Source organism: Shewanella xiamenensis (genome assembly GCF_014647135.1).
GTDB lineage: Bacteria > Pseudomonadota > Gammaproteobacteria > Enterobacterales > Shewanellaceae > Shewanella > Shewanella xiamenensis.
Genome location: NZ_BMOP01000008.1, coordinates 1 through 23,892 on the forward strand (window position 1 = coordinate 1; position 23,892 = coordinate 23,892).

The following is a 23,892-nucleotide window of genomic DNA, read 5'->3' on the forward strand; positions in this document are numbered from 1 at the left end:
GATTGTATTGCTTCCAGTTAGTTGTTTTATAGCGAGGTTTTGACACGATTGATGGGTGAGTTGATAGGCTATGCCGATCAGATCACCAGCTATGGTTTTAGTTCAACTGATTTAGGAAACAAAGCCCCTGAACACAGCCAAATGCAAATACCTCAACATCAGCAAACGAAGCTAAGTTATATTCAAGTACCGCACGCTGAAAGGGATGATCTTCTAAGACTAATACCCGAATCTTACTCATCAAATGTCCTTCAAATCTAACCATCTAAAATCTCATAGTATCCTTTCAGAATGAACTACAGCTTCCAGTTGCAGATAAATAGCTATACTTAGATAGGTTGCGCCACAAGTCGCTACAAGTTGCAACATACGTAAAGGGCGCCACCTAAATGTTATGAGTAGTAAAAAATAGTTCTCATTTCGTCTATCCTACGATAATTTTAAAAAAGAAATGCCTGAACACTGCGTAGGAAATATCCGAATAGCTATCTAGTATTTCCTACAAGAGCTTACAAAGGATAAAATCTGTACATAATGGTTATGGAGTTTTATTGATGAAGAAAAAAATATTAATAGTTGATGATCATCCGGTTGTAATCTTGGCATTGAAAATTATTCTTGAGCAAAATAACTTTAATATTATTGGTGAGACTAATAATGGCGTCGATGCTCTCAGGTTAATTAAAGAACTATCACCAGATGCTGTTATTTTAGATATAGGAATTCCACAACTTGATGGACTGGAAGTAATTGATAGATCACGAAGATTAAATAATAATCCACCTATATTAGTATTAACCGCACAACCATCAGAGCACTTTGTTTCTCGCTGTATTCAAGCGGGAGCATCTGGTTTTGTTTCAAAACAAAAAGATTTAACAGAAGTAACAGGTGCATTAAAAGCAATTCTTTCAGGGCACTCCTACTTTCCAATATTGGCAAATAGCAATGTGATCTCAAAGTCTAGTCAGGATGAAGCCGAACTAATTAAAAAACTCTCAACTAGAGAAATGGTTGTATTGCAACAACTCGCAACAGGGTTATCTAATAAAGAAATTGCTGATAGGATGTTGCTTAGTAATAAAACCATCAGCACTTATAAAACTAGACTTTTAGAAAAACTAAACGCTAAAACACTAGTAGACATAATAGAAATTGCGAAGAGACATAATTTATCATGAAAATTGCGACTATAATAAATCCAATTATTATAATAGCCATCACTATATTATCTTTTCACAAATCAACTGCACACACACTCGATAGTGATACTTTTTTACTGAAGGGACATCCGAATCTAGAAGCTGAGAGTACAGCATTAACTAAATCCGAAGAAGAATACCTGAGAAAATTTAAAATCATAAGAATTGCAATAACTGAGCCTAATTTCCATCCCTATGATATCGCTGATAAAGAAAGTCAATACTATCAAGGGATTAGTGCAGATTTTTTACAGCTAATAAAAGATTCTCTCCATACACAGGTTGAAATTATCCGTTTTAAAGTCAGAGAAGACGCAATTAATGCAGTCAAAAATGGAGATGTGGACTTACTAACCACAGCAAATAGTTACGAAGAATATAACGGGTTAAAGCTATCCATACCCTATATCTCAGATCGTCCAGCATTATTTAAAAATACGTCATTAAATGCTGAGGTCAAAACGATCTCAATGGCATATGATTACTTAGCAGATAAAGTTGTTAAAGAATACTTCCCGAATAAAACGATCATCAACTATCCAACAAAACAAGCAGCAGTTGCTGCTGCGGCTTTTGGTAAAACTGATGCTGTTATCATGGATTTATCTTCAGCAAATTACATGATAAATAACACATTTTACAAGAGGCTTCAGCTAGACGATTACTTACATATCGACTCAAAAGGCATTGCATTTGCAGCTAGTGATACCAATGATATGCTGCTAGAAATTTTTAATAAAGCGATAAAAACAATATCTAAAGATGAAAGCCGACTAATTCGTAAACGATGGAGTGGAGGTGGATATATTATTCCAGAAAAAAGCGAATTGCCTATATTTAATGAAGAAGAAAAAAACTGGATAAAAAGGAATGGAAAAATAAATGTTGTCTTTAACGAGTATATGGCTCCTCTATCCTATCTTAATAGTTCAGGACGTCCTGCAGGATACGCAATTGAGATCTTGGAGTTATTAAGATTATACTCTGGATTAGATATTGATTATACATCTTCAAAAGACTTTAATGAGCAGCAGGAACTAGTTTTAAAAAGCAAAACGCCATATATCACCATATTAACACCAAATAAAAACAGAGCAATTTTTTTTGACTTTTCATCAGAATTTTCCAGCTCACCTTACATTATTGTCCAAAGGAAAAACAACGTTGAAATTAATGATCCGATAATAGCAATACCCCGTGGTCATGCTATTGAAGAATATACTAGACAATATATTAAATTTAAAGAGATAAAGCTAACATCTAACTTTATCGAGGCTCTAGATACAGTAAAAAACAGTGAAGCTGATTACACCATTATACCATTAAATATTGCAGACTATTATAACCATGGCTATTTTGATGACATACTTGAAGTTAAAGAGGTGGTGGAGAAAATTCCGACTGCCGCGGCTAACTTTGCCGTGAAAAAGGAAGAGCACATACTGGTTGACATTATTAACAAAACATTAATTGCGATACCACCAAACGAACTACAAACTTTAGAAAATTACTGGAGAAGTAATTCTCTACCAGCAAAACAGACCTGGAAAGATTATCGTTATACAATTTATACCATTTTAATTTCATCATTAATTTTAATTTTAGTATCGATAGGTTGGACACTATACACTAGACAACACTATAGACAGCGGCTAAAAGCAACAAAAGCTCTTGATGGGCAATTGTTATTTATGCAACAGATCGTTGATGCTATACCACACCCCATCTATGTAAGAAATAAACGACGTGAACTTACTATGTGTAACGAAAGTTACCTTAGAACATTCAATTCTTCACGTGAAGAGTTATTGCACAAAACAACTATAGAAGGAACTATTCGTGCTATTGAGGCACCTCTGGTTGATAAGGAATATATACAAGCTTTAGAGGACGGCATTCCCATATTTAAAGATAGAGAGTTACATATTGACGGTGTAAAATATAATATTTACCACTGGTTCAAATCCTATGGTGACGATGCTGGAAATATTGAAGGTATTATTGGCGGATGGATAGATGTTAGTGACCGAGTCAAATTAATTAAAGAGTTAGAAAATGCAAAAGAAGTTGCAGATACGGCAAGCCAAGCCAAAAGCACTTTCTTAGCGACTATGAGCCATGAAATCAGGACCCCAATGAATGCTATAATTGGCATGTTAGAGTTAGCGCTTAAGAGTCCAAATTTACCAGTTTCGGAACTAAACACGATTAAAGTAGCTTACGACTCTGCAAACGGCTTACTTGAACTTATTGGCGACATTCTTGATATAGCACGCATTGAAGCAGGGCAATTAACATTATCTCCAGTAAGAACCAATTTAAAATCAATTGTTACTTCCGTGGTTAGGGTGTTTGAGGGACTAGCACATCAAAAAGGCTTATCACTAGAGCTTAACTTTGATACTCATATTAAAAATGATGTGCTAGTAGATCCCATGAGGATAAAGCAAATACTATCAAATTTAATCGGCAATGCAATTAAATTTACCGCAGTTGGCAGCGTAAAAATATCTGTCAGTTGTGCGAATCTAAGTAACAGCCAATGTTGCTTTATTTTCACGGTTATAGATACAGGCATAGGAATTTCACCGGAAGATCAGCTAAAACTCTTTATGCCATTTTCACAAGGTCATGAATCCCATAATAAATATGGTGGAACCGGATTAGGATTAATGATTTGTCGTTCATTGTGTGAAATGATGGGTGGAACATTAGAATTAAAAAGCCAGCTAAACTCAGGAACAGAGATTAGAATGGAGCTGAGATTAAATTTACTCGAAGAACTACCAAAAATAGTAGAAACACAGATAATAGATTATCATAAGGAAGAACAATCCTATAATATACTCATTGTGGACGATCACCCAGCAAATCGATTATTACTTGCTCAGCAATTAAAATTTTTAGGTCATAATGTTATTGAATCTGACAATGGAAAATCTGCTATTGATCTTTTTAAAGAAAACGAAATTCAGTACATTATTACTGATTGCAATATGCCTGAGATGGACGGATATGAATTTTGCAAGAATATAAGAAATATTGAAAAACACTATAGTAAGATTGCTCCTATTATAATTGGCTATACTGCTAATGCTCAAAAAGAGGTTAAGGACGCATGTTTAAAGGCAGGAATGAATAATTGTTTATTTAAACCTATTAGCTTACAAGAATTAAGTGATGCACTATTAATTCACAACCAAGTTTATAATAGTGATATTTCCGAGATCAGTTTTTCACCTGATGTTGTTAATAACCTAACTGGTAACAATAAAGAGCTGATTATAAAACTACTTACTGAACTTACTAAGAGTAATAAATCAGACAAAGAGACTTTAATCCAAGCTAAAAAAGGTATGGACTACCAAAGAATTAAAGATATTGCCCATAAAATTAAAGGCGCTGCAAGAATAATTGATGCGAAAAGACTTGTTGCATGTTGTGAAATCCTTGAGCAATCAAGCCATAACTCACTTGAAAATGATTTCTTATTACTCATTGATACGCTAGAAAAATTAGACAATGAAATTTCAGATTACATAGAGAAAAACAATTCTATTGAATAATTTCACTAAAAAATTTAAGCCAAAAGAGCACTGATAGCCCTTTTGGCTAATTTATTAACTTAGTATGTCTCGAGTTTATAACACCATCATCATCAATGTAGTCAAACTTAATTTTAATATCTTTAGAATTTAACACTTTGTCTTGACTAACTATGTTAATGGATTTGCTAGAGAATGGCGACAAGGTTTCTGGATAAATTTCAACTTCATTAAAACCATCTGAAATCGAAACCTTACTATAAACAATAAAAAATGGTGAATCATTTTTTATTGTTAATTTATTATTATCAATAGAAAAATATTGTTTATCAAATCTTGTATCCTGCTGCATTTTTAATTTAATTGGCCTTAAAAATACTTTTATTTGTGTTCTTATGGTTAAAATCATCAATTGATTATCAGAACTAGATACATCGTTACCTGGCTGAGGCGGTATTTCATAAATGTTTAGCCAATACATTTCTTCCTGATCACGCTTTTCAGTGTGATTCAAATTGATCAATCGAATACTTTTATGTTCTCCTGGGGTGAACTTTAACATTCCAGGCACAACCATTATTGGCGCCTTAGTATTTTCTGGCGTAGCATTGATATCACCATCATCAACCCATAATTGAGTGATTACAGGAAAGTCATTCGTATTAGCCAATGTTAGCTGTTGTGCTTGCTCATTGTCATACATAACGACTCTGGTTTTATCCATGACTACGCCTGCAATACAGTTTGTACTGGCCAACAAGATGAAGCCTAAGATAGCTATTTTATTGAACACGAATAAGCACTTGAGCCTGTGCATAATATTTACCTGCCGTAACGGTCACACCCGGTATTTTGGTTAATTTTGCCGTATAGGTTTCGTGCAAAATAGTCACTTTATTAATCGGATCATAGTCAATATTTGTACCAATGAATTTGCGCCAACCATCCTTACTGGAGTCATATATTCCCGTTCCAAGATCTGGGAAAGTTTTAATCACAAATGGTTGTGTAAGACCGTCTTCACGTTCCAATATCACCCCAACCCCTTGTGCATAACCAGGACTCCCATAGTTTCGGCTCAACAGATGACTCACGGCGGCTTGATCTGTTAGTCCCATAGCTTTAGCCCTATTAAAGCTATTTGTATCAATCTTAAAGCCAACAGCAAAATTTCCAGCTTGAGTGCCCGAAATAAAATCCCCCTGACACCTATAGCTCAATGACATATTGACGTTTACAGAGTGACCCTGCTCAAGCTCCTTGATTGTAGTTGTAGGAAAAAGAACATAGGGAGCAACGCTACTTACGGAGCAAGTTCCAGGAGTACGTCTTACTAGCATTTGTTGATAAAAACTAATATTGCCTGGCCATTGCGCGTACCAACCAGGATAATGCGATATATGGTCGATTCCCTCCGTGGGATGAGTTATTCCTGGGCCACCAAACGCGATATAACCCGCAGGTTGATTATAGGTATAAGCACTCTCGTATGGCCTATTAATAGCGCTGCTACCACTAACACCTCTAACATCCCGGATCCTAAATAACTCTACCGTAATATCAGTGAAGTTTTTCGCTTTCACTAAAATACGCCCTTGTGCATCTCGGTCTAGTCCTGTCATTGCCCGCTTTTGCCATATACGCGAAAAATATTCACCACTCTGATTATTTTTAAGCCTCGCAACAACATTTTTTATGTATGTTGAATATCCTTTATCCACACCATCAGCAACACCATCTTCATACATACCACTATATGCATTGTCCGCATTTACCGAATAGTATTCAAAGATTTCATTCTCATCCGCTGCATCGCAACGAAACAGTACCTGTTCAGGATCATAACCTCCTCTTTGCCCGTAAGTAATAAACGGTACTATTGATGACGCTAACATGGTTCCATTAGGTTGAAATGCGGTATCTGATATATGCACTATGGGTAAATTGAGGTCACCACGATTGGAGTCATGTGCACCATCCCAAATTGCGGTTTTACCATACAGAGGGTCAACATAGGATCCATTGGTTGGACTCGTAGTAGTGGTTGAGATACGTTGACATTTTGCATTCGCACCACTGGCGATTAATAGTCCCGAAGCCAACAAAAAAGTGACTGCAAACTTATAACAATTTTCGTTAGTTACACTCTTAAACATATCCTATTCACTCCTAGATGCTTGACTGACAATTAACAGGCATACGCACCAGTTCGGACGATAACTCAGCGTCTGATAAGGCATAATCAAAACTGCAAGTTTGTTCACTCAACTCACCCCAGGTCACTTTTAAATGCCCATTAGATGCAGGAGTACGGATATAAGCCATTCCAGCTTGGCCAACCATACCTAATATTTGGCCATTTTCATCGACCACTTCCGCACCAATAGGAATAACACCACCACTGGTCTTTTGAGTCATAAATAACACGGCATAGCCTTCGCGAGTCTCAAACTTCAACTTCACAATTGCCCCAGCATAAGGCGCAATCTGCTGCTGGGTCTCGAGTAATTCGGATGTACCAAGCATGTTTCCGGAGTCCAACGTCACGCGGTTCATTCTATAGGGGGTCAATGTTGGTATAACGGCATAACCGGCGGAATTAACTTCAGTCCCCCAGCTATTAATCACTTTTGCCCCATTTGCACCTTTGGCTTCAACAATAGCGAAGGTATCACTTAAATTTTGGCTTAATGTCAGACCGCCGGCATGAGCAACAACAGCACCACTTATTCCAGCACTCATTTGTTGATAGGAATCTGCTATTGAGTAACTGCCCGAAAGCGTTGCTTGGCTAAATCGCTTCTGTGTATTCACTCCAAGGCTCTTACTTGTACCATCATCACTCTGTAATGAAGCATTTACACCATACGTCCAAGATTGGTCTTCCAATACAGTTCCAGATACGCCCATGTTGTAACTATTCATTCCGCGCGATGAATGGCTGGCTCCCATGTTGACCATGTTTGATTGCCGACTCCCCAAGGGGATAGAAATCGTCAAACTCAGCAGATCTTCCTTGGTTCGTGGAGCGTTAAAATCTGTTAACGAGTCAAGATAATCATCGTTATAAGCATACTGCACTGGGACTTGACTCGAATATTGACGAGAGAATGTCAGCCCTAAACTCCATTGACCTAGATTGACCGAGTAACCGAGTTGTAGCTGGTCATCATCATCTCGACCATCCCTATATTGTCGTTTAGAGCCGCTGACATACAGAAAGCCGTAGTCATCAAGGCTTTGGTTAATACTCAAGCTCATCTCGCTTCGTTGCTTATAGGTCTCAGACGTGAAAATATCTGATCTTTCAAGCGCTTTTCGTACGCCTAAAACATCATTCAATTCGCGGAACGACTCAGTTGAATAATGATATCCAGCAAGTGCTACAGAGGTCCCCGTCTCAAAAGAACGACTATAGTTAACGCCTAAACGCCAACCATTCTCCCAATCATCAAGGCCAGCTTCCTTCGAGAGCTGAGAAAAAGAGTGGACAGCTGTAATACCAACGGCTCCCCACTCAGTCCCTAAAACTGTTCCAAGGCTGAGTGCATAATAATCTTCACCAATCCGTCCACCCGAATTTAGGGTCAGCATATTGTTAATGCCGTACTCATAATTCAAATCGATAAAGTAATTACCAGACCCTAAATAATTCACTTCACCAGCAGATAAACCATATTGTGAGTGACCTTCCCGAATTGAACCGGGAACCGCACTAAACGGAACAGTAAAGTCAGAAATTTTGCCATCTGCCTCTGTGACTTCTACAATTAAATCACCTTCATAACTCGTTGGATATAAGTCATTGATCACAAATGGCCCTGCGGCGACAGTCGTTTGGTATATTGCAATACCATTCTGTTTAATAACAACTTTTGCAGTAGAATTAGCTAACCCTCGTACAACAGGCGCATAACCTCTCTGCGAGTCGGGTAGCATTCGATTATCCGTCTGCAACTGAAACCCAGTAAAAGGTAAACTCCCTAAGACATTACCTCGGGTATATGAATCACCAAGTAGTAATTCACTTTCTATATTAGGTAGCGCGCGCATAGCATAAGTTCTTATTGAATTAAAATTATCTTTAGAATTGCTATCATAATCATTGTAATTATAGCTAGATTGATTTCTCAGACGCCATAAACCAATATTTACTCCAGAATTAAACCCAGTATAAAATGCACGCATATCACCGCCATTACCCGAGCTATTTGTCTGATAAAGGTTGGTGTTATAGCTAATATATCCTGCAGTATCTCCCATGTTCCATAATTCAGGATGCACATATCCTCTAGGAGATTTTTGCATATAAGCTTGGGGAATTGTTATGTCTAACTTCAATCTTTCAACGTCGAATTTAGCTGTTGCACCATTCACAGTCAGCTCAGGTGCTTGACATTGTTTATCTAGTAATTCTTGATTGATATAGGTAGAAATGACTGGTGATATTTTCCAAAAATTGGCATCAAGACATGGATAGATTTCATTTTCACCTTCCTTCACAAAATCAACAATTTGCCGACTTACGCGTATGCCATTAATATAAATATCAACCTGATATTTCCCTGGTGTAGCCTGTCCTACCGTATTAAAACGGGCGAGGTAGCTCTCTCCGTAGCCACCACCCAAAAGCAAGCTATCATCGAAAGTAAACTCCTGAAAATCATCCTCTTTAAGCTCGTCGGCAATCAATAAAGGCGCAACACCAAAATTGCAATAAAACAAGCCCAATAAGGATAACTTTGTGGCCAATGTAATACACTTTCTCATAATAGACATTTCACTTAATTTTATTATTTTATTTCATATTCATACTTTATAAACCCACCAAAATCATTGACGATAGTGAATTTAACTTTCATTGGATGAATAGAAACAAACTGTTGATTATATACCTTAATAAGCTTATTCCCTTTTGGCTCAACCATATCAACTGGAATTTTAAGCTCTTGATTGCCCGAGATAAGTTTCACGTCCACAAATGAAGCATAAAATGGCGATTTATTATTAACATCAACCTCTATACCACCATTCATATTTTTCACGTTAAAGCTAATTTCTTTTCCAATATTTTCAGGATTCGACCTAATCTCAACTGGCCTATAAAAAATCTTGACTCTATTTTTAAGCATAACTAACATCTGGTTTTCACCCGCATTATCTTTAGATATTGGGGGAATTTGTAAAAAGTTAAGATAAAATAAGCTTTCCCGATCTTTAGGAAGATTATCACCACTGTATATTAAGCGGAATAATTGTCCTCGATTAGGCTCTATTCTAAAGATCGCTGGTAACGCTAAAAATGGACCATCTGCATTTTCAGGAGTAGACTCAGAATTATTAATATCTGTCCAAACCTGAACTACGTTTGGAAAACTATCATTATTTCTTAACTGAACACTACGCTCTTTAGCATCACTAGGATAAATCACTCGAGTATTGGTCATCACAACACTTGCACTCGATGGGAAAACGATAATTAGTAATGAAATTAGAACTGATAAGCGCACAGATAAAGGAAGAATTGACATATTATTTCCACAAAGCCGGAGTGCTCACTCAGAGAGCTGAGTGAGCAAGATCAGAATTTAGCTTTAATTACAGGTAAGAAATCGCGTATTGAACAGAGCTAACTACAGTACCTGCTGTTGCTGCACCTTCAGCATAATATTGAACAGCAAAGTCATGTGATGCAGTGCTATCACCAGCGGCTACATTCAAGCCATCAACTGTTGCAACACCAGTCAAATCAACAGCATTACCACCAACAGCATCTAAAATTTGTAGCGATACGTTTGTTGCAGTACCTGTGTTACCTAAGTTACCAGCTGCAGTAACGCTGTTACCAACGAAAACAGTTTTAATTGGAAGAGCTTGAGTAGCATTGATAGTACAACCACTTACAGACAGAGTGAATGGTGTTTCACCAGCAACAGAGCCAGCGGTAGCTAAATCAGCAGTTGAAACTGTTGGTAATAATACCGTTGGATTAGCAGTTGCACCATTGATAGCAACTTCGCAAGTTTGATCAGAAACTTCACCTAAGAAAGTAATAGTATTATTTGCGTGAGCATTAGCGCCAAATAAAGCAGTTAAAACTAGTGCAGAAAGAGTTAATTTTTTCATCAGAAATTCGATCCCATAAAATTGTTAATGATACAATGGGTTTACTTATTAAACCTGCGTATACAATAGCAATAATATTCAGCAGTCCCCATAGGACTAACCTTGCACTGCTGTAGGAAATGTCTGATCAACTAATATCAATTATATAGGCAGCCTTAAATATTATGGCTGCCTATAATTAAACGAAGTTACTATTAGTTATAATTAAATGAAATCATCACTTCATTTCTATCCAACTGATTAAAGACCAGTGAGTTTATTTGGCTAAAATTAGTTGGAATATTTTTGGCAATGCCATCAATAGAAGTGATTTCGGAAAAGTTAAAGGATATTGCTTGAGTGTCGAATTGATGTGTAGATTGATTATAACAACTGATGGAAGATAAATCAGAGTAGCAACTAGGTTCTGCCACCTCACCTCGAAATGTAAGGGTACTAAACTCTGTTGCAGCTACCACTGAATTCAAACCCACAATGAGTAGTGCAGCACTACAGAGCTTGCCCCAAAATGTTAATTTTCTCATAAAGCACCTCTTCCGGCGTTAAGGACACATGATAAGTATCGGCCAGAATAGAGATGTCTGAAGCTAATTTTTCAAAATTAACAACAAATTATTTACTATGAATAACTGATTAAATTTTGAGATGACACACTAAAATTTAATATAAATATGAAATTTTAAACTTTAATTTAGTATACTTCCTCCATAAAGCTCTGAATTATTTAATTCTATCGTGTGTTTTTTCCACTGAATATAATAGATATTTGATATATTACTCGGCAATAGCCAACGAACTCTATCATCCTCTAAGAAGTATGGAATTTCATTAAAATCAAGAAATTCAACCAACTTTTGCAATGAAAATTGGCAAACAACAACAATCGATCCTAAAAAGTCGCTTAGGGTAATATCTCTCATATCACAGGGCATACCCTTGCTTAATAGCCAAAATAGGCTCTGCTGATACGCCTCAATCGAGGCCCCATTTCTGAAAGCAACTCCCCAACCAGGCTCTGAAGATAGGGCTAATTTGGAAACCATAGTGACCATAATTATCTGACCTACATATTGATGAAAAAACCGCAAAATGGGTATTAAACTTTGCCATGTTAGATTTGAATTCCCTGTTAATTTTTATCCATAACGACTCAATCTAACTCCCTAAGGCATCCTTACCAAATGACAAAGCCAAACCCATAATGCGAAGAGCAACACTATCGATATCAAGCTTCGATAATCACTTTTGAATGAGGCTCAAAAGTAAACATATTTTAAGAAGGATTCACTAGAGAATGCTGTAGGACAATTCCGTTAATAACGACGAAAAACCTTAGAAAGAGTTAAATATGCTATAAACAAACTAATTTTCACCATCATTAGTGAAATCTAGACAACAAAAAACCTGCCGAAGCAGGTTTTTGATATCTTGTCTTGAAAGAAAACGTAGCCTAATTAGGCTTCCATACAGGCTTTAAGCTTGTTCATGGCGTTTTTCTCAAGTTGGCGGATACGTTCTGCCGATACTTGATAGGTTTCTGCCAATTCCTGCAGAGTAGTTTTATCATCGTCTAACCAACGGGCACGCAGAATATGCTGGCTACGCTCGTCTAAGGTTTTGATGGCCGACAATAAACGACCTTGGGCATTAGATTCCCAGTTATCGTTTTCGATGTTTTCGGCTAAATCCGATGAATGATCTTCAAGATATTGCACTGGGGCAAAATCCTGCTCATCATCGTTATCACTGCTCAGATCAAACGCAGGATCCTGCGCCGCCATACGTGATTCCATCTCTGTCACATCGGCCTTAGAGACACCTAAGTTTTCTGCGACCATTGCGACTTCATCATCGCTAAACCAACCGAGGCGAGTTTTCGCTTTACGGATATTAAAGAACAACTTGCGTTGCGCTTTGGTGGTAGCGACTTTAACAATGCGCCAGTTTTTCAGCACATATTCGTGAATTTCAGCTTTAATCCAGTGCACAGCAAAAGACACTAGACGGACACCCACATCGGGATCGAAACGCTTAACCGCTTTCATCAGACCGATGTTGCCTTCTTGGATCAAATCCGCCTGCGGCAGACCGTAACCTGAGTAGCCCTTAGCAACGTGCACCACAAAACGTAAGTGCGACATAATCAGTTGCTTCGCTGCTTGCAGATCACCCGTTTCCTGCAAACGCTTGGCTAACTCATACTCAGTCTCAGCGTCTAACATTGTCATGCTAGTCACTGAATGGATATAAGCTTCTAAACTACTGCTGCCCTGAGGGACTGTTAGTGCCATTGATTGCGTTTGAAAGGTCATTCGCGCTCCTACTTTCTTGCTACTTATCAAATATAAGTCAATTTCATCCTGTGGTTTCACTCAAAACACCCTAAGGATGAGCTGACGAACTATCGGCTAATTGACAGAGTATGTCAACCTTCGCTCGTCTGGGGTGTTACTTTTAACCCCGTTGAATAGACATTGCAAGTGAACAAAAGTTCATCGCCAGCCATATTTATCAAGGTATTTAAACTATAAACGATTGATCATTAAGAAGGTTCAATCGATCTTAAATGTTGCCTTACCGAAAGGTAAGAACCTAGCCAACCTAAGAAAGAAGCCAAGCCCACTAATTGTAGCAGTTCGGTAAAGGTCAGAGACTTCATCTCTAGCTGACTACCATACAAACCGAGCAATTCGGCTAGGGCAGAATCCAGATACCAAACCAACAAGTTAATGATAAGCCAAGCTAATACACCGCCAATCACTCCGTACCAAATACCGGTATAAAGGAAGGGACGCTGAATAAATGCCTCGGTTGCTCCGACTAACTTCATCACTTCTATTTCACTACGGCGATTCATAATGGCTAAGCGAATCGTGTTACCTATCACTAATACCACCGCCAAGACGAGTAACGCCGCAATCGCCATTACTGTTCGTTCGAGTAAACGCACCACAGCCTGTAGCCGCTCTAACCATTCAATATCTAAGCGACCAAAACTGATTTCAGGCTCGCGCTCAAGCTTAGTCAATAATTCGCGGGCTCCCACTGGCGTGGAATAGCGCTGGGTTGGTGTCACGGTTATTACCGCTGGCAGCGGATTTTTATCAAGATAGGCTAACGCCTCACCAAATCCAGATAGACGCTGAAACTCCTCAAGCGCTTGATTGCGGTCGATATACTGTACCTTTTCTACCTCGGGATAAGCGCGGATACGCGTTAACAAACTTTGAATAGTCTGCTCGCTGCGATTTTCATCGATAAAAAGTGAAATCTCCGCCGCGCTATTCCAAGAAGTGGTAATAGTCTCGGCATTTTTAACTAGCACTTGCAGTGCTGCGGGCAAGCTTAAGCTCACCCCAAGCACCGCCATCGTCATCAAAGAAGAAACGGGACTGCGCCATAACTCGCCCATACTCGCCATGGCTTGCTGCACATGACGAATAAAAAACATCACGATGCGCCCTGAGATGGGCAACTTACTGCGCGTTAATTTGGCGTTATCACTCATAGCGCATTACCTCGAGCAGTCGCGTGTCCATGATGTAATTCCTGGGCACCGAGCATACGCCCTTGCTTCAAGGTAAAAGTGCGGTATTTCATCCGCGCGATCAGTCCCAGATCGTGGGTGGCAATGAGCACGCTCGTGCCTGCATCGTTAAAGGTTTCGAATAGGCGCAAAATATCCATCGACAATTTAGGGTCCAAGTTGCCCGTCGGTTCGTCTGCCAGCAATAGTGGCGGTTTATTAACGATCGCGCGGGCGATACCGACACGTTGCTGCTCACCACCGGATAACATGATGGGGTTATGGCGCTCTTTGCCATATAAACCCACCATATCCAACGCGCCAGCGACCCGTTTGCGGATCTCCCCATGGGAGAAACCTTCAATCACTAATGGTAAGGCAACATTGTCGAATACGCTTCTGTCCATCAATAGATGATGATTTTGGAAAATCATCCCAATATTGCGACGCAAATAGGGCACGTGTTTGGGGCTGATTTTGGCAATATCGTGGCCATTAATCGCCACACGGCCAGTGGTGGCGCGCTCGATCACTGTGATTAATTTCAACAGGGTACTCTTACCCGCGCCCGAATGGCCGGTTAAGAATGCCATTTCACCTTTTTGTAGATGAAAATTCACTTCCTCCAGCGCCATTTGGCCACCAGGATAAATCTTACTGACCTGCTGAAAATCAATCATAAATTAGCTATCCGCTTTCTCTTGAGTGAACAAGGCATCAATAAATTCTTTAGAATTAAAGGTACGCAAATCATCAATTTGCTCACCCACGCCAATATAACGTAGCGGGATTTTAAACTTATCGGCAATCGCAAACACCACGCCGCCCTTGGCGGTACCGTCGAGCTTGCTGATGGTCATGCCGGTAACGCCAACGGCTTCTTGGAATAGCTGCGCCTGGCTAATCGCATTTTGGCCAGTGCTCGCATCTAAGGTCAGCATCACTTCGTGCGGCGCTTCTGGGTCGAGTTTCTTCATCACTCGCACTACTTTCTTTAACTCTTCCATCAGATGCGACTTGTTTTGTAAGCGACCCGCTGTATCAGCAATTAATACATCAATTTTTCGGGCTTTAGCCGCTTGCAGCGCATCAAAAAGTACCGAGGCACTGTCGGCGCCGGTATGTTGGGCTATCACAGGGATATTATTGCGTTGGCCCCAAACTTGTAATTGCTCCACAGCTGCTGCGCGGAAGGTATCGCCCGCCGCTAACATCACAGACTTACCTTGGCGCTGGTATTGCTTTGCCAGTTTGCCAATCGTGGTGGTTTTACCCACACCGTTAACACCGACCATAAGAATCACATAGGGGCCGTTAGCATTTTCAGGCACTAATGGGATTGCCACAGGATCGAGTGTCTTTTGCATTTCATCGCGCAGCAGATCGTAGAGTGCTTCGGCATCCTTTAATTGCTTGCGCGACGCGTGTTCGGTCAGGCTCTGGATAAGGCGTGAAGTGGTTTCGACACCCACGTCGGCGATTAAAAGCTGTTCTTCCAACTCTTCAAACAGTTCATCGTCGATTTTTTTACCACGGAATAACCCGATGAAACCGCTACCAATATTTTCGCTAGTACGCATTAAGCCGCGTTTTAGACGCGCGAAGAAGCTTTCTTTGGCGGGTTTTGCCTGGGGTTCGGGTTGTTGCTCAAGGGGTTGTTCAGCTTGGACCTGTGCAGCGGCAATTCGCTCTGCTTCTGCTTGGGCTTCAGCAGCCTGCTCTGCGGCAACTCTTTCGGCTTGTGCTTGTTCAACGGCTAACTGCTCTGCCTGCGCTTGCTCCGCCGCTAAACGCGCGGCTTCGGTCGCTTGTTGTTCGGCTAAACGCGCAGCTTGCTCTTCGGCAACACGCTGTGCCTCTACTTGGGCTTTTGCGGCTTGTTCTGCGGCGACTCTTTCCGCTTGGGCATTTTCAGCGGCTAACTGCTCAGCCTGCGCTTGCTCCGCTGCTAAGCGCGCGGCTTCAGCCGCCTGTTGTTCGGCTAACTGTGCAGCTTGCTCTTCGGCAACACGCTGTGCCTCTGCTAGGGCTTTTGCGGCTTGTTCTGCGGCAACTCTTTCCGCTTCTGCTTTTTCGGCTGCTAATTTGTCGGCTAGAGCCTGTTCGGCGGCCGCCTTTTCAGCCGCGAGACGGGCTTCTTCAGCTTGCTGCTTTGCTAATGCTTCGGCTTGCTCGGTTTGCGATGGAGTAGAGACTGGGGTTTGCTCGACAACCTCATCTTGTGATTTATCTTTACGAAACCAGGAGAAAAAACCTTTCTTTGCCATGTGTAATTCCAGCGCTCTACTTCAGTGTTGAATTTAAAATAAGACCCTGCCGTTATACCAGATTACCGCGGCAATTACGCCCAAAAAGTCGGCAATTAGTTCTGCTCTATCAGCCTTCTCACCTTTTACTAGGAGTTTGATATAAAATAGTGGCCTTTATAAAGGTGGCATAGTCTACCACTTTCTTTCTTCAGGCAAAATCACGGGGGCACTTTGGCTAATAATCGTGCAAACAACAAGCAAGTGACCAAGAGTCAAACGGCCAACAAGAAAGCCGGTAGTGGCCAGGTGCGGATCATTGCTGGGCAATGGCGTTCGCGCAAACTGCCCATCCATGATTTAGACGGCCTGCGGCCGACCACAGATAGAGTCCGTGAAACCCTGTTTAACTGGCTTGCCAATGATATTGCCCACGCAAGGGTGCTCGACTGCTTCGGAGGCAGCGGCGCCTTGGCGCTTGAGTCCCTCTCACGCTATGCCAGTTACGCCAAGATTATCGAGTTGCAACGTCCAGCTGCCATGCAACTTAAAGCGAATCTCAATACCCTCAAGTGCGACAATGCCGAGGTACTCAACGCCGATACCTTAGTCGTACTGCAAAATGGCTGCGAGCAAGGGTTTGATGTGGTATTTATCGATCCGCCTTTCCGCAAAGGCTTAGCAGAAAAAACCATTCAACTGTTGGACAGCCAAGGTTGGCTTAATGATGGCGCGCTCATTTATGTGGAGATTGAGTCGGAATTAACTCAAATGGCAGTCCCTGCGACTTGGCAACCGCTCAAAGACAAAACCGCAGGGCAAGTTAGCTATCGCTTATATCAATACCAAGCCGAAGATACTCCGGCTAACACCGAGGAATAGCATGTCGTTTCTGATCAATATGGGCAAAGCCATTACCTTAATCGCGTGGCTGATGATGGCTTATAACCTTGTAATGCCTTTTGCAGGCAATATCAGCATTATTCTCAATATCTTGCTCGGCATTACTTGCTTGATGCATTGCTTCCAGGTTGCCATCTTCCATATGCTGTTTAAAAATCTGCTGACGCTGCGCAAACAAGATTATCTGCAAGTGTTTATCTTCGGCGTATTTAGTTTATTGAGCTATCGTCGACAGGTGTTAGCGCAGGCGTAAGCGCACTAAACCTTTGTCGAAAGGCACTCGGGGTTAGGCCGGTAATACGAGTAAACGCTTTGCGACAGGCACTCACATCCTCATAGCCAACTTGGTGCGCTATGGTCTCGAAACTCAGAGAACTATTTTCGAGTAAGTCGCAGGCCTTTTGGATCCTGAGTTTTTGTAGGTATTCATTAGGCTTATGCCCTGTCGCTTTCACAAAACGTCGCAAAAAAGTTCGCTCGCCCATACAGCACTGCTGCGCCAAAACCGCAACACTCATCGGCTCACCATAGTCGGTTTGTAGGCGATTTTGCAGACCCAAGATCACAGCATCCCCATGATCTCGTTTAGGTAAAAACTGTTGGTAATAACGCTGTTCACGCCCACCAGTGTCGATAACAAGGTACTTACCCAGTTGGCGCATGACTTTCACATGGCAAAACTGCGCGACTAACTCTAGCCCCAAGTCGAGCCACGACATCATGCCAGCAGCCGTGATGATATCGCCCTCGTTAACCATGATTTTTTCGATCTCGAGTTTCACCTGCGGATATTGGGTCTCAAACGTTTCCACTAGCCCCCAATGGGTTGTCGCCTTGCGGCCATTGAGTAAACCCGCTGCGGCCAGCACAAATGCTCCCGCACAGGCAGAACAGAGAATAGCTCCTCGGGCATGTTGCTGCTGTAACCATAATCGCAATGAAGGCGCTGCATTGAAGTAAAGCTCAGTCTCGATGCTCGGCGGGATAATCACTAACTGATAGCGATCTTCGAGATTCATCTCCTCTAGGGATAACCGAGTCACAGCAAAGCAACTTGAGCCTAGGGATTTATTTTCGTCAGCTAACATCAGCTTATTAGCCACCAGCAACATCTCTTCTAAGCCAAATACGGCTGAAGTTAAACAACCGGGTATGGCTAATATCGCCACTTTTAATGGGGATGGCTCGGCAAAATTTGTCAATTTAAGCACCATAGATGTCATTTCTGCCACTCTTAATGGCAATGAATCTACCGCAAACTCTCCTTCGAAGACATCTTTTGCAAGAGAAAACGAACAGGAGAAAAATATGTCGAGCTTAAACCAGATCCCAGAGAACAGCGCCTTAGTGATTATTGATGTGCAGAATGACTACTTTCCCCATGGGGCTTACCCACAATGGCAAGTCGATGAGGCATTAGCGCGCACCTTGCACTCAGTGCAATGTGCCCAGCAACAGGCAATACCGATTATTCTCGTGCAGCATATCGCCGATACTGCTCAGGATGACGCCCCCTTTTTTAACCCACACACTCAAGGAGTTGAAATCCATCCAGCGCTTTTAGCTGAGCTACCCAATGCCCCAATTGTGGTAAAACAATTTGCCGACAGTTTCGATGGCACAGAGCTAGCCAACTTACTCCAAGATATGCAAATCAAGCATTTACTCTTATGCGGTATCATGACTCAAAACTGCGTGACCCATACAGCGCTATCACCCGCGGCACAAGCCTATTCAGTGCAAGTGATTGCCGATGCCTGCACAGCTCCCACGCAAATGGTGCATCAAATTTCGCTAAGCGCCTTGTCCCGCAGAGTGGCATTAATCAATAGCCAAGACTTATAAGACGAGAAAGCAAAAAACCCTCGAAAGAGGGCTTTTTATTTGAATATCAAGCTATTGAAGCGCTAAACCTTATCCTTTTGGATAGGGGTGAGCAACACCTTTGTGGCAGTCCACGCAGGTCTTTCTTGCTTCAGGATCTTTCTTGAAGTTGTTGGTGTGCATTCTCACAGCCATTGGCTTCATTGTTTCAGGTTGATTTTCATAAATACGAGTATGGCAGTGTTGACAGTTAGCAGAGTCATTACCACGGAAGTAAGCTAAAGCTTTGTCAGCTTGCTCTTTGCGGTTTTCGTCTAGCCAAGCTTGAGTGTTAAAGCCATCGATAGTTAAGAAACCGTATAAGTCCTTAGATACGATGATTTTCTTGATCAAGTAATCCACTGGAGCATGTGGTAAGTGGCAGTCTTGACATTGTACGGTCACACCAGCACGGCCACCGCCATGGGCAGAAGCTAACACTTCATTTTTCAATGAGTGGTTGCTATGGCAGCTCATACAGAATGCGTCTTCACTCGTCGCATGTAAGGTTTGTTGGGTTGCAAAGTAGCCCACAACACCAATAACGATACCAACAACCAGTAGCGCTAGGATGGAATATTTCGCGCTGGGTTTAAATAGTGCACGCCAGTTCATCACTCTATCTCCGAAAATATGGTCAAAATTAGTTTTTATAAGACTATTTTATATTTTTTCATTTATTAGAAATTTGATTTCAAGCCTAAAATGCCGATTAATGTAAACTTAAAAGCGCAAAATGAGACTTAGCTCTAACTCTGAATAATACGACTCGCTAAAACCAGCTTAGCAGAGCATTAGGGTACTTCAACTCTCACTAATACATTCATCATTATGCTAAGCGACAAATGATTAAGTACTACCTTAAGAAGCTAAGGCAATGAAATCATTTTTAGAATACAAAAATGTGATCAAGACGACATTTAACCTTTGCTATAAAAGCCTGACGCCTAAAACTAAACTCAAAATGAAACTTTTTATGCAATTTGTTGGTCTTTAAGGATAGGTACATTGGCAACGGTTTTTTTTATGGCTAAGTTTTGGATCACCATAGCACTGTTATTTTCACTTATCGCTCAGTCGGCGATGGTGAATGCTATGCCAACTTCAGCGATGAATGACTTTCACGATATATCCAGCATGCAAATGGTTGATGGCAAAATAAATTGCACTATGCCCGATTGTCCCCCAGACGAATGCATGTTGCATTGCCAAGACTCTCTTACCAACCATTGCAAAACTCATTGCGTTGCACAGCTTTACCTCTCAACATCACAACCACAACTCGCGTTGATGAGTCATGCTAGTAATCGTATTACGAACAAAAGCTGGGCGATTCAAACCGCCGACCTTGGGTTGACCACACCACCACCCAACTCCGATTTGCTGTAACCGATCTTAATCATTAAATCGATTCAATCGCTCGCGAAGCTGCCACCACGATTTGGCGCTCACGCGATCACGCAAATTTTGGAGTTTATTATGAAAACGACCTTATTTAGTAAAATTTTCGTTGGCGTTACATTCATCATCAGTACTATTGCTATCAGCATGACGGCGAGTGCTGCGACCTTGAAAGGCACTGATACACTCAATGTGGTCAGCATTAATGGCCAAGCAACTAAATCCTTTAAACCAGTACAACTACCTGAAGGTAAAGTGCTAATTGAAGTAAAATATCAAGATCTATTCAGTTATCGCGCCGATGACAGTGGCACTTGGGTGAAGTCTGAGCCTCTATTCTTTACCCTAGATGTTGCACCACAGTCGAATTACCAGATCAGCACTCCAACATTAACTAGCGAGGCTGATGCCAAACGTTTTATCAATAACCCTCATATACAGCTCAGTGTAGATGGTGCCACACCACTGCCACTCGTCTTGCAAAATCACAGTCAGTTAATGGCAGAGATCTTACAAAATCAGGTCGCTAGATAATCCAACCTTAGGAGCGATGAGCTGAGGCATTAACTAAAATGTGAGTTAACGCATTGCAGCATAATGCCTCTGTGCTAGAATCCAAGCGTTCATTATCTGGAATTATTATGCATCAAACACTTAGTCGTTATTTATTAGTCATATTCACTTTACTCGCATTGGTCGGGCAAGGTGTTGTGTCTAATGGACACGCTATGGTGATGCGCTCAATGGAAATGGGCGCTATGGTTCATAGCCTTTCCAACCAAGGAATGGATCACGCGGCAATGATGCAAATGAACACCGAGCACCACGCTGACGCCAGTGCAATGGCCAATACAAATTGCTGTAACGATCAAATGCTTCCCGGCGCAAAACAGCATTGTTGTAATGGCACCACGTCCTGTCTTAACGATTGTGGACATTGCTTGACGATCTCAGTTGCTGGTACGCTTTTCAGTCCACATCTTTGGCCAAGTGTGAGTCTGAGTGATACCCCTATGGCCACTCCTATGCCTCATTTCCACTCTATCTCTTTATCGTCGGCCTTCAAGCCACCGATAGCCTAGTCCTAGCCTCATTGTGCCCTTTTTTCAGGGCGAACCAAGCTAACTATTTATTTTGCCGTTTATTGTGGTGCCCTCTTATAAAGCACCCAGAGTAAAGCTAAAACGTTGACTGTGCACGATGCTACCCATGGCATTAGTTTTGAGTATGCACTCAAGAAATAAGCTCAATCACGTTTTATGCACTCATATTCGGCCCTAAAACCCGATGGAGTGAATATGAAAACCTTAACTAATCTTGCCTTAGTTGCATTTTTAATGACCAGCACCAGTGTGTTTGCTACAGCAACACCCCATGAGCATCACCACCACAATGCCGCGCCACAGGAACAAACTGTAGCCTATGTTTGCCCAATGCATCCCGAAGTTACAGGTAACAAAGGCGATACTTGCCCTAAATGTGGCATGAATTTAGAGCCTAAAGCGACGACAGAAAAAATGGCTGACGGTGCAATGCACAAAGATCACGCGCACCACTAAGCTAGGCTGGAGATGAGGCATATGAACCAATTTTACAAAGTAAAAAAACCGTGCACTAAGGCTGTATTGATACTCAGTAGCTTTCTGCTGGGCACTCCTTGGTTAACCCAGGCTCAGCTTGTTGATCCTGCGGCTCAATCAGAGGCGGGGCATCAGCATAACAGCAATAGCGCCAATCAAGTCAAAACATATACTTGCCCTATGCACCCTGAAGTAGAAAGCCATGAACCCGGCCGCTGCCCTAAGTGCAATATGTTTCTCGTTGAGAAGGAAGAAACAAGCAATACTGCACAACATGACGAACATCAAGCACATACACAAAACGCCAACGCGGCTCAAGTGTTTGATACCCCAACGCCTAAAGCCAATAACTTAGTCAAAAATCAAAATTCTGGCGCAACGATTAAGTATGTGTGCCCAATGCATGCCCACATCATTAGTGATTTCCCAGGTACTTGCCCTATTTGTGGGATGAATTTAGAGAAGGTCGAAACAGGCGGCAATACGCAGGAAATTAACATTAATGTCTCTGGCGGTATGCAACAAGCACTTGCCCTTAAAGTCGCCAACGTTGAGCGCGATACCCTATGGAAGTTTGTCGAAACCGTGGGTCAAATAGACTATGACGAGAGCCAGATCAGCCATATTCATGCCCGCGTTACTGGCTGGGTTGAAAAGCTAATGGTTAAATCCATGGGGGATACCGTCAAAAAGGGGCAGCTACTTTATGAGATCTACTCACCCGATTTAGTCAATGCTCAGGATGATTATCTGCTCGCCTTAGATACAGCGAAAACCTCCGGTAGCCAAAGATACCAAGATCTGGTCCGCAGGGCAGGCTTAAGGCTGTCGTTCTTAGGGTTTAACGAACAACAAATCAAACAATTAGCCAGCTCACGCCAAACCCAATATCGAGTACCGTTTTACGCACAACAGGAAGGTGTTGTCGAAACACTCTCCATCCGTGACGGTATGTATATTGAGCCTTCTACTGAAGTCATGTCATTGGTCGATCTTTCTAAGGTATGGGTCATCGCCGATGTGTTTGAAAATGAACAAAGCTGGATTAGGGTTGGGCAAAAAGCCGAAGTCTCTGTGCCCGCGATGAATATCAACGGTATTGAAGGCACGGTTGACTATATCTATCCCGAGCTAGACCCTGTTACCCGTAGTTTGAGAGTACGCGTGGTACTGAATAATACCGATGTCTCTTTAAGACCCAAGACACTCGCTAAGGTTTCGCTCTTTGGCGGCCCAAATAAGGATGTACTCGTGATCCCACAGGAAGCGCTCATCCAAACGGGTAAAGAAAACCGCGTAATAGTCAAACAAGCCGATGACAGCTTTATCGCAAAAGCTGTCACTGTAGGCATGATGAGCCAAGGCAAGGCCGAGATAGTCTCGGGCCTAAGCGAAGGTGAACGTGTCGTCACCTCAGGGCAATTCCTGCTCGACTCCGAGGCCAGCCTCAAGGGCAGCCTAATGCGTTTAAGCAGCGGTCATCAGCACTAGGAGCGCATT

At 41.7% G+C, this 23,892-nt stretch carries 24 protein-coding genes; 10 read left to right on the plus strand and 14 right to left on the minus strand.

The genetic code is table 11. The features are described from left to right. Positions 1 to 97: 97 nt before the first annotated feature. On the minus strand, positions 98 to 241 hold the full coding sequence (locus IEY09_RS09085) for a helix-turn-helix domain-containing protein (protein WP_229777802.1): 144 nt from the start codon (positions 239 to 241) through the stop codon (positions 98 to 100). Positions 242 to 554: 313 nt separating this feature from the next. Between IEY09_RS09085 and IEY09_RS09090 the strand changes: the two genes are divergently transcribed. Together IEY09_RS09090 and IEY09_RS09095 are read left to right on the plus strand one after the other, a co-directional pair. After that, a complete protein-coding gene (locus tag IEY09_RS09090; RefSeq protein WP_088586326.1) occupies positions 555 to 1,181 on the plus strand; it encodes a response regulator transcription factor in 627 nt (208 codons plus the stop codon). Beyond that, entirely contained in the window at positions 1,178 to 4,768 is a 3,591-nt protein-coding gene (locus IEY09_RS09095) for a response regulator (RefSeq protein WP_188870750.1), read from the plus strand. Before IEY09_RS09090 ends, IEY09_RS09095 begins: the two co-directional genes overlap by 4 nt. Positions 4,769 to 4,814: 46 nt before the next feature. Here the strand turns inward: IEY09_RS09095 and IEY09_RS09100 are convergent, their stop codons facing one another. From IEY09_RS09100 to ftsY, 11 genes are all read right to left on the minus strand, one after another. Next, entirely contained in the window at positions 4,815 to 5,471 is a 657-nt protein-coding gene (locus IEY09_RS09100) for a fimbrial biogenesis chaperone (protein ID WP_188870752.1), read from the minus strand. Between the two features lie 58 nt (positions 5,472 to 5,529). Beyond that, entirely contained in the window at positions 5,530 to 6,903 is a 1,374-nt protein-coding gene (locus tag IEY09_RS09105; RefSeq protein ID WP_188870754.1) for a fimbrial protein, read from the minus strand. Positions 6,904 to 6,916: 13 nt separating this feature from the next. Beyond that, positions 6,917 to 9,499: a fimbria/pilus outer membrane usher protein gene (locus IEY09_RS09110; protein ID WP_229777809.1), complete on the minus strand. Its 2,583-nt coding sequence runs from the start codon at positions 9,497 to 9,499 to the stop codon at positions 6,917 to 6,919. 41 nt (positions 9,500 to 9,540) lie between these two features. Then, positions 9,541 to 10,278 (minus strand): fimbrial biogenesis chaperone, encoded by a 738-nt coding sequence (locus IEY09_RS09115; RefSeq protein WP_188870757.1) that lies wholly within the window; start codon positions 10,276 to 10,278, stop codon positions 9,541 to 9,543. Between the two features lie 67 nt (positions 10,279 to 10,345). Next, a complete protein-coding gene (locus IEY09_RS09120; RefSeq protein ID WP_188870760.1) occupies positions 10,346 to 10,873 on the minus strand; it encodes a fimbrial protein in 528 nt (175 codons plus the stop codon). A 194-nt stretch (positions 10,874 to 11,067) separates the two neighbouring features. Further along, positions 11,068 to 11,397, minus strand: coding sequence for a hypothetical protein (locus IEY09_RS09125; RefSeq protein ID WP_188870762.1), 330 nt, complete (start codon positions 11,395 to 11,397; stop codon positions 11,068 to 11,070). Between the two features lie 162 nt (positions 11,398 to 11,559). Next, positions 11,560 to 11,925: a hypothetical protein gene (locus IEY09_RS09130; RefSeq protein ID WP_023266424.1), complete on the minus strand. Its 366-nt coding sequence runs from the start codon at positions 11,923 to 11,925 to the stop codon at positions 11,560 to 11,562. A 402-nt stretch (positions 11,926 to 12,327) separates the two neighbouring features. Continuing rightward, complete coding sequence (gene rpoH, locus IEY09_RS09135; protein WP_047537943.1) at positions 12,328 to 13,185, minus strand: RNA polymerase sigma factor RpoH; 858 nt, start codon at positions 13,183 to 13,185, stop codon at positions 12,328 to 12,330. Between the two features lie 230 nt (positions 13,186 to 13,415). Next, on the minus strand, positions 13,416 to 14,381 hold the full coding sequence (gene ftsX / locus IEY09_RS09140) for a permease-like cell division protein FtsX (RefSeq protein ID WP_037423624.1): 966 nt from the start codon (positions 14,379 to 14,381) through the stop codon (positions 13,416 to 13,418). Further along, positions 14,378 to 15,079: a cell division ATP-binding protein FtsE gene (gene ftsE, locus IEY09_RS09145; RefSeq protein ID WP_037423627.1), complete on the minus strand. Its 702-nt coding sequence runs from the start codon at positions 15,077 to 15,079 to the stop codon at positions 14,378 to 14,380. The genes ftsX and ftsE overlap by 4 nt, the downstream gene beginning before the upstream one ends. A 3-nt stretch (positions 15,080 to 15,082) precedes the next feature. Next, positions 15,083 to 16,666, minus strand: a complete 1,584-nt coding sequence (ftsY, locus tag IEY09_RS09150) for a signal recognition particle-docking protein FtsY (protein ID WP_188870763.1) — start codon at positions 16,664 to 16,666, stop codon at positions 15,083 to 15,085. Between the two features lie 213 nt (positions 16,667 to 16,879). Between ftsY and rsmD the strand changes: the two genes are divergently transcribed. Together rsmD and IEY09_RS09160 are read left to right on the plus strand one after the other, a co-directional pair. Beyond that, the gene (gene rsmD / locus IEY09_RS09155; RefSeq protein ID WP_144375861.1) at positions 16,880 to 17,527 is read left to right on the plus strand and encodes a 16S rRNA (guanine(966)-N(2))-methyltransferase RsmD; all 648 of its coding nucleotides are present in this window, start codon (positions 16,880 to 16,882) and stop codon (positions 17,525 to 17,527) included. A gap of 1 nt (position 17,528) precedes the next feature. Beyond that, on the plus strand, positions 17,529 to 17,801 hold the full coding sequence (locus IEY09_RS09160; protein WP_188870765.1) for a DUF1145 domain-containing protein: 273 nt from the start codon (positions 17,529 to 17,531) through the stop codon (positions 17,799 to 17,801). On the opposite strand, the gene IEY09_RS09165 is transcribed toward IEY09_RS09160, so the two are convergent. Continuing rightward, positions 17,758 to 18,759, minus strand: coding sequence for a GlxA family transcriptional regulator (locus IEY09_RS09165; RefSeq protein ID WP_229777826.1), 1,002 nt, complete (start codon positions 18,757 to 18,759; stop codon positions 17,758 to 17,760). The genes IEY09_RS09160 and IEY09_RS09165 overlap by 44 nt on opposite strands. Before the next feature lie 97 nt (positions 18,760 to 18,856). Between IEY09_RS09165 and IEY09_RS09170 the strand changes: the two genes are divergently transcribed. Beyond that, the gene (locus IEY09_RS09170; protein ID WP_188870771.1) at positions 18,857 to 19,393 is read left to right on the plus strand and encodes a cysteine hydrolase family protein; all 537 of its coding nucleotides are present in this window, start codon (positions 18,857 to 18,859) and stop codon (positions 19,391 to 19,393) included. Positions 19,394 to 19,462: 69 nt separating this feature from the next. Here the strand turns inward: IEY09_RS09170 and cymA are convergent, their stop codons facing one another. After that, a complete protein-coding gene (cymA, locus tag IEY09_RS09175) occupies positions 19,463 to 20,026 on the minus strand; it encodes a NapC/NirT family cytochrome c CymA (protein ID WP_037423641.1) in 564 nt (187 codons plus the stop codon). A 411-nt stretch (positions 20,027 to 20,437) separates the two neighbouring features. Between cymA and IEY09_RS09180 the strand changes: the two genes are divergently transcribed. The 5 genes from IEY09_RS09180 (at position 20,438) to IEY09_RS09200 (ending at position 23,883) form a co-directional block, all read left to right on the plus strand. Then, positions 20,438 to 20,800 (plus strand): hypothetical protein, encoded by a 363-nt coding sequence (locus tag IEY09_RS09180; protein ID WP_047537921.1) that lies wholly within the window; start codon positions 20,438 to 20,440, stop codon positions 20,798 to 20,800. A gap of 90 nt (positions 20,801 to 20,890) precedes the next feature. Beyond that, a complete protein-coding gene (locus tag IEY09_RS09185; protein ID WP_088586341.1) occupies positions 20,891 to 21,346 on the plus strand; it encodes a DUF2057 family protein in 456 nt (151 codons plus the stop codon). A 107-nt stretch (positions 21,347 to 21,453) separates the two neighbouring features. Continuing rightward, on the plus strand, positions 21,454 to 21,894 hold the full coding sequence (locus IEY09_RS09190) for a hypothetical protein (RefSeq protein WP_047537915.1): 441 nt from the start codon (positions 21,454 to 21,456) through the stop codon (positions 21,892 to 21,894). A 216-nt stretch (positions 21,895 to 22,110) separates the two neighbouring features. Then, positions 22,111 to 22,371 (plus strand): heavy metal-binding domain-containing protein, encoded by a 261-nt coding sequence (locus tag IEY09_RS09195; RefSeq protein ID WP_188870773.1) that lies wholly within the window; start codon positions 22,111 to 22,113, stop codon positions 22,369 to 22,371. A gap of 21 nt (positions 22,372 to 22,392) precedes the next feature. Beyond that, entirely contained in the window at positions 22,393 to 23,883 is a 1,491-nt protein-coding gene (locus tag IEY09_RS09200) for an efflux RND transporter periplasmic adaptor subunit (RefSeq protein WP_188870775.1), read from the plus strand. Positions 23,884 to 23,892: the final 9 nt, after the last annotated feature.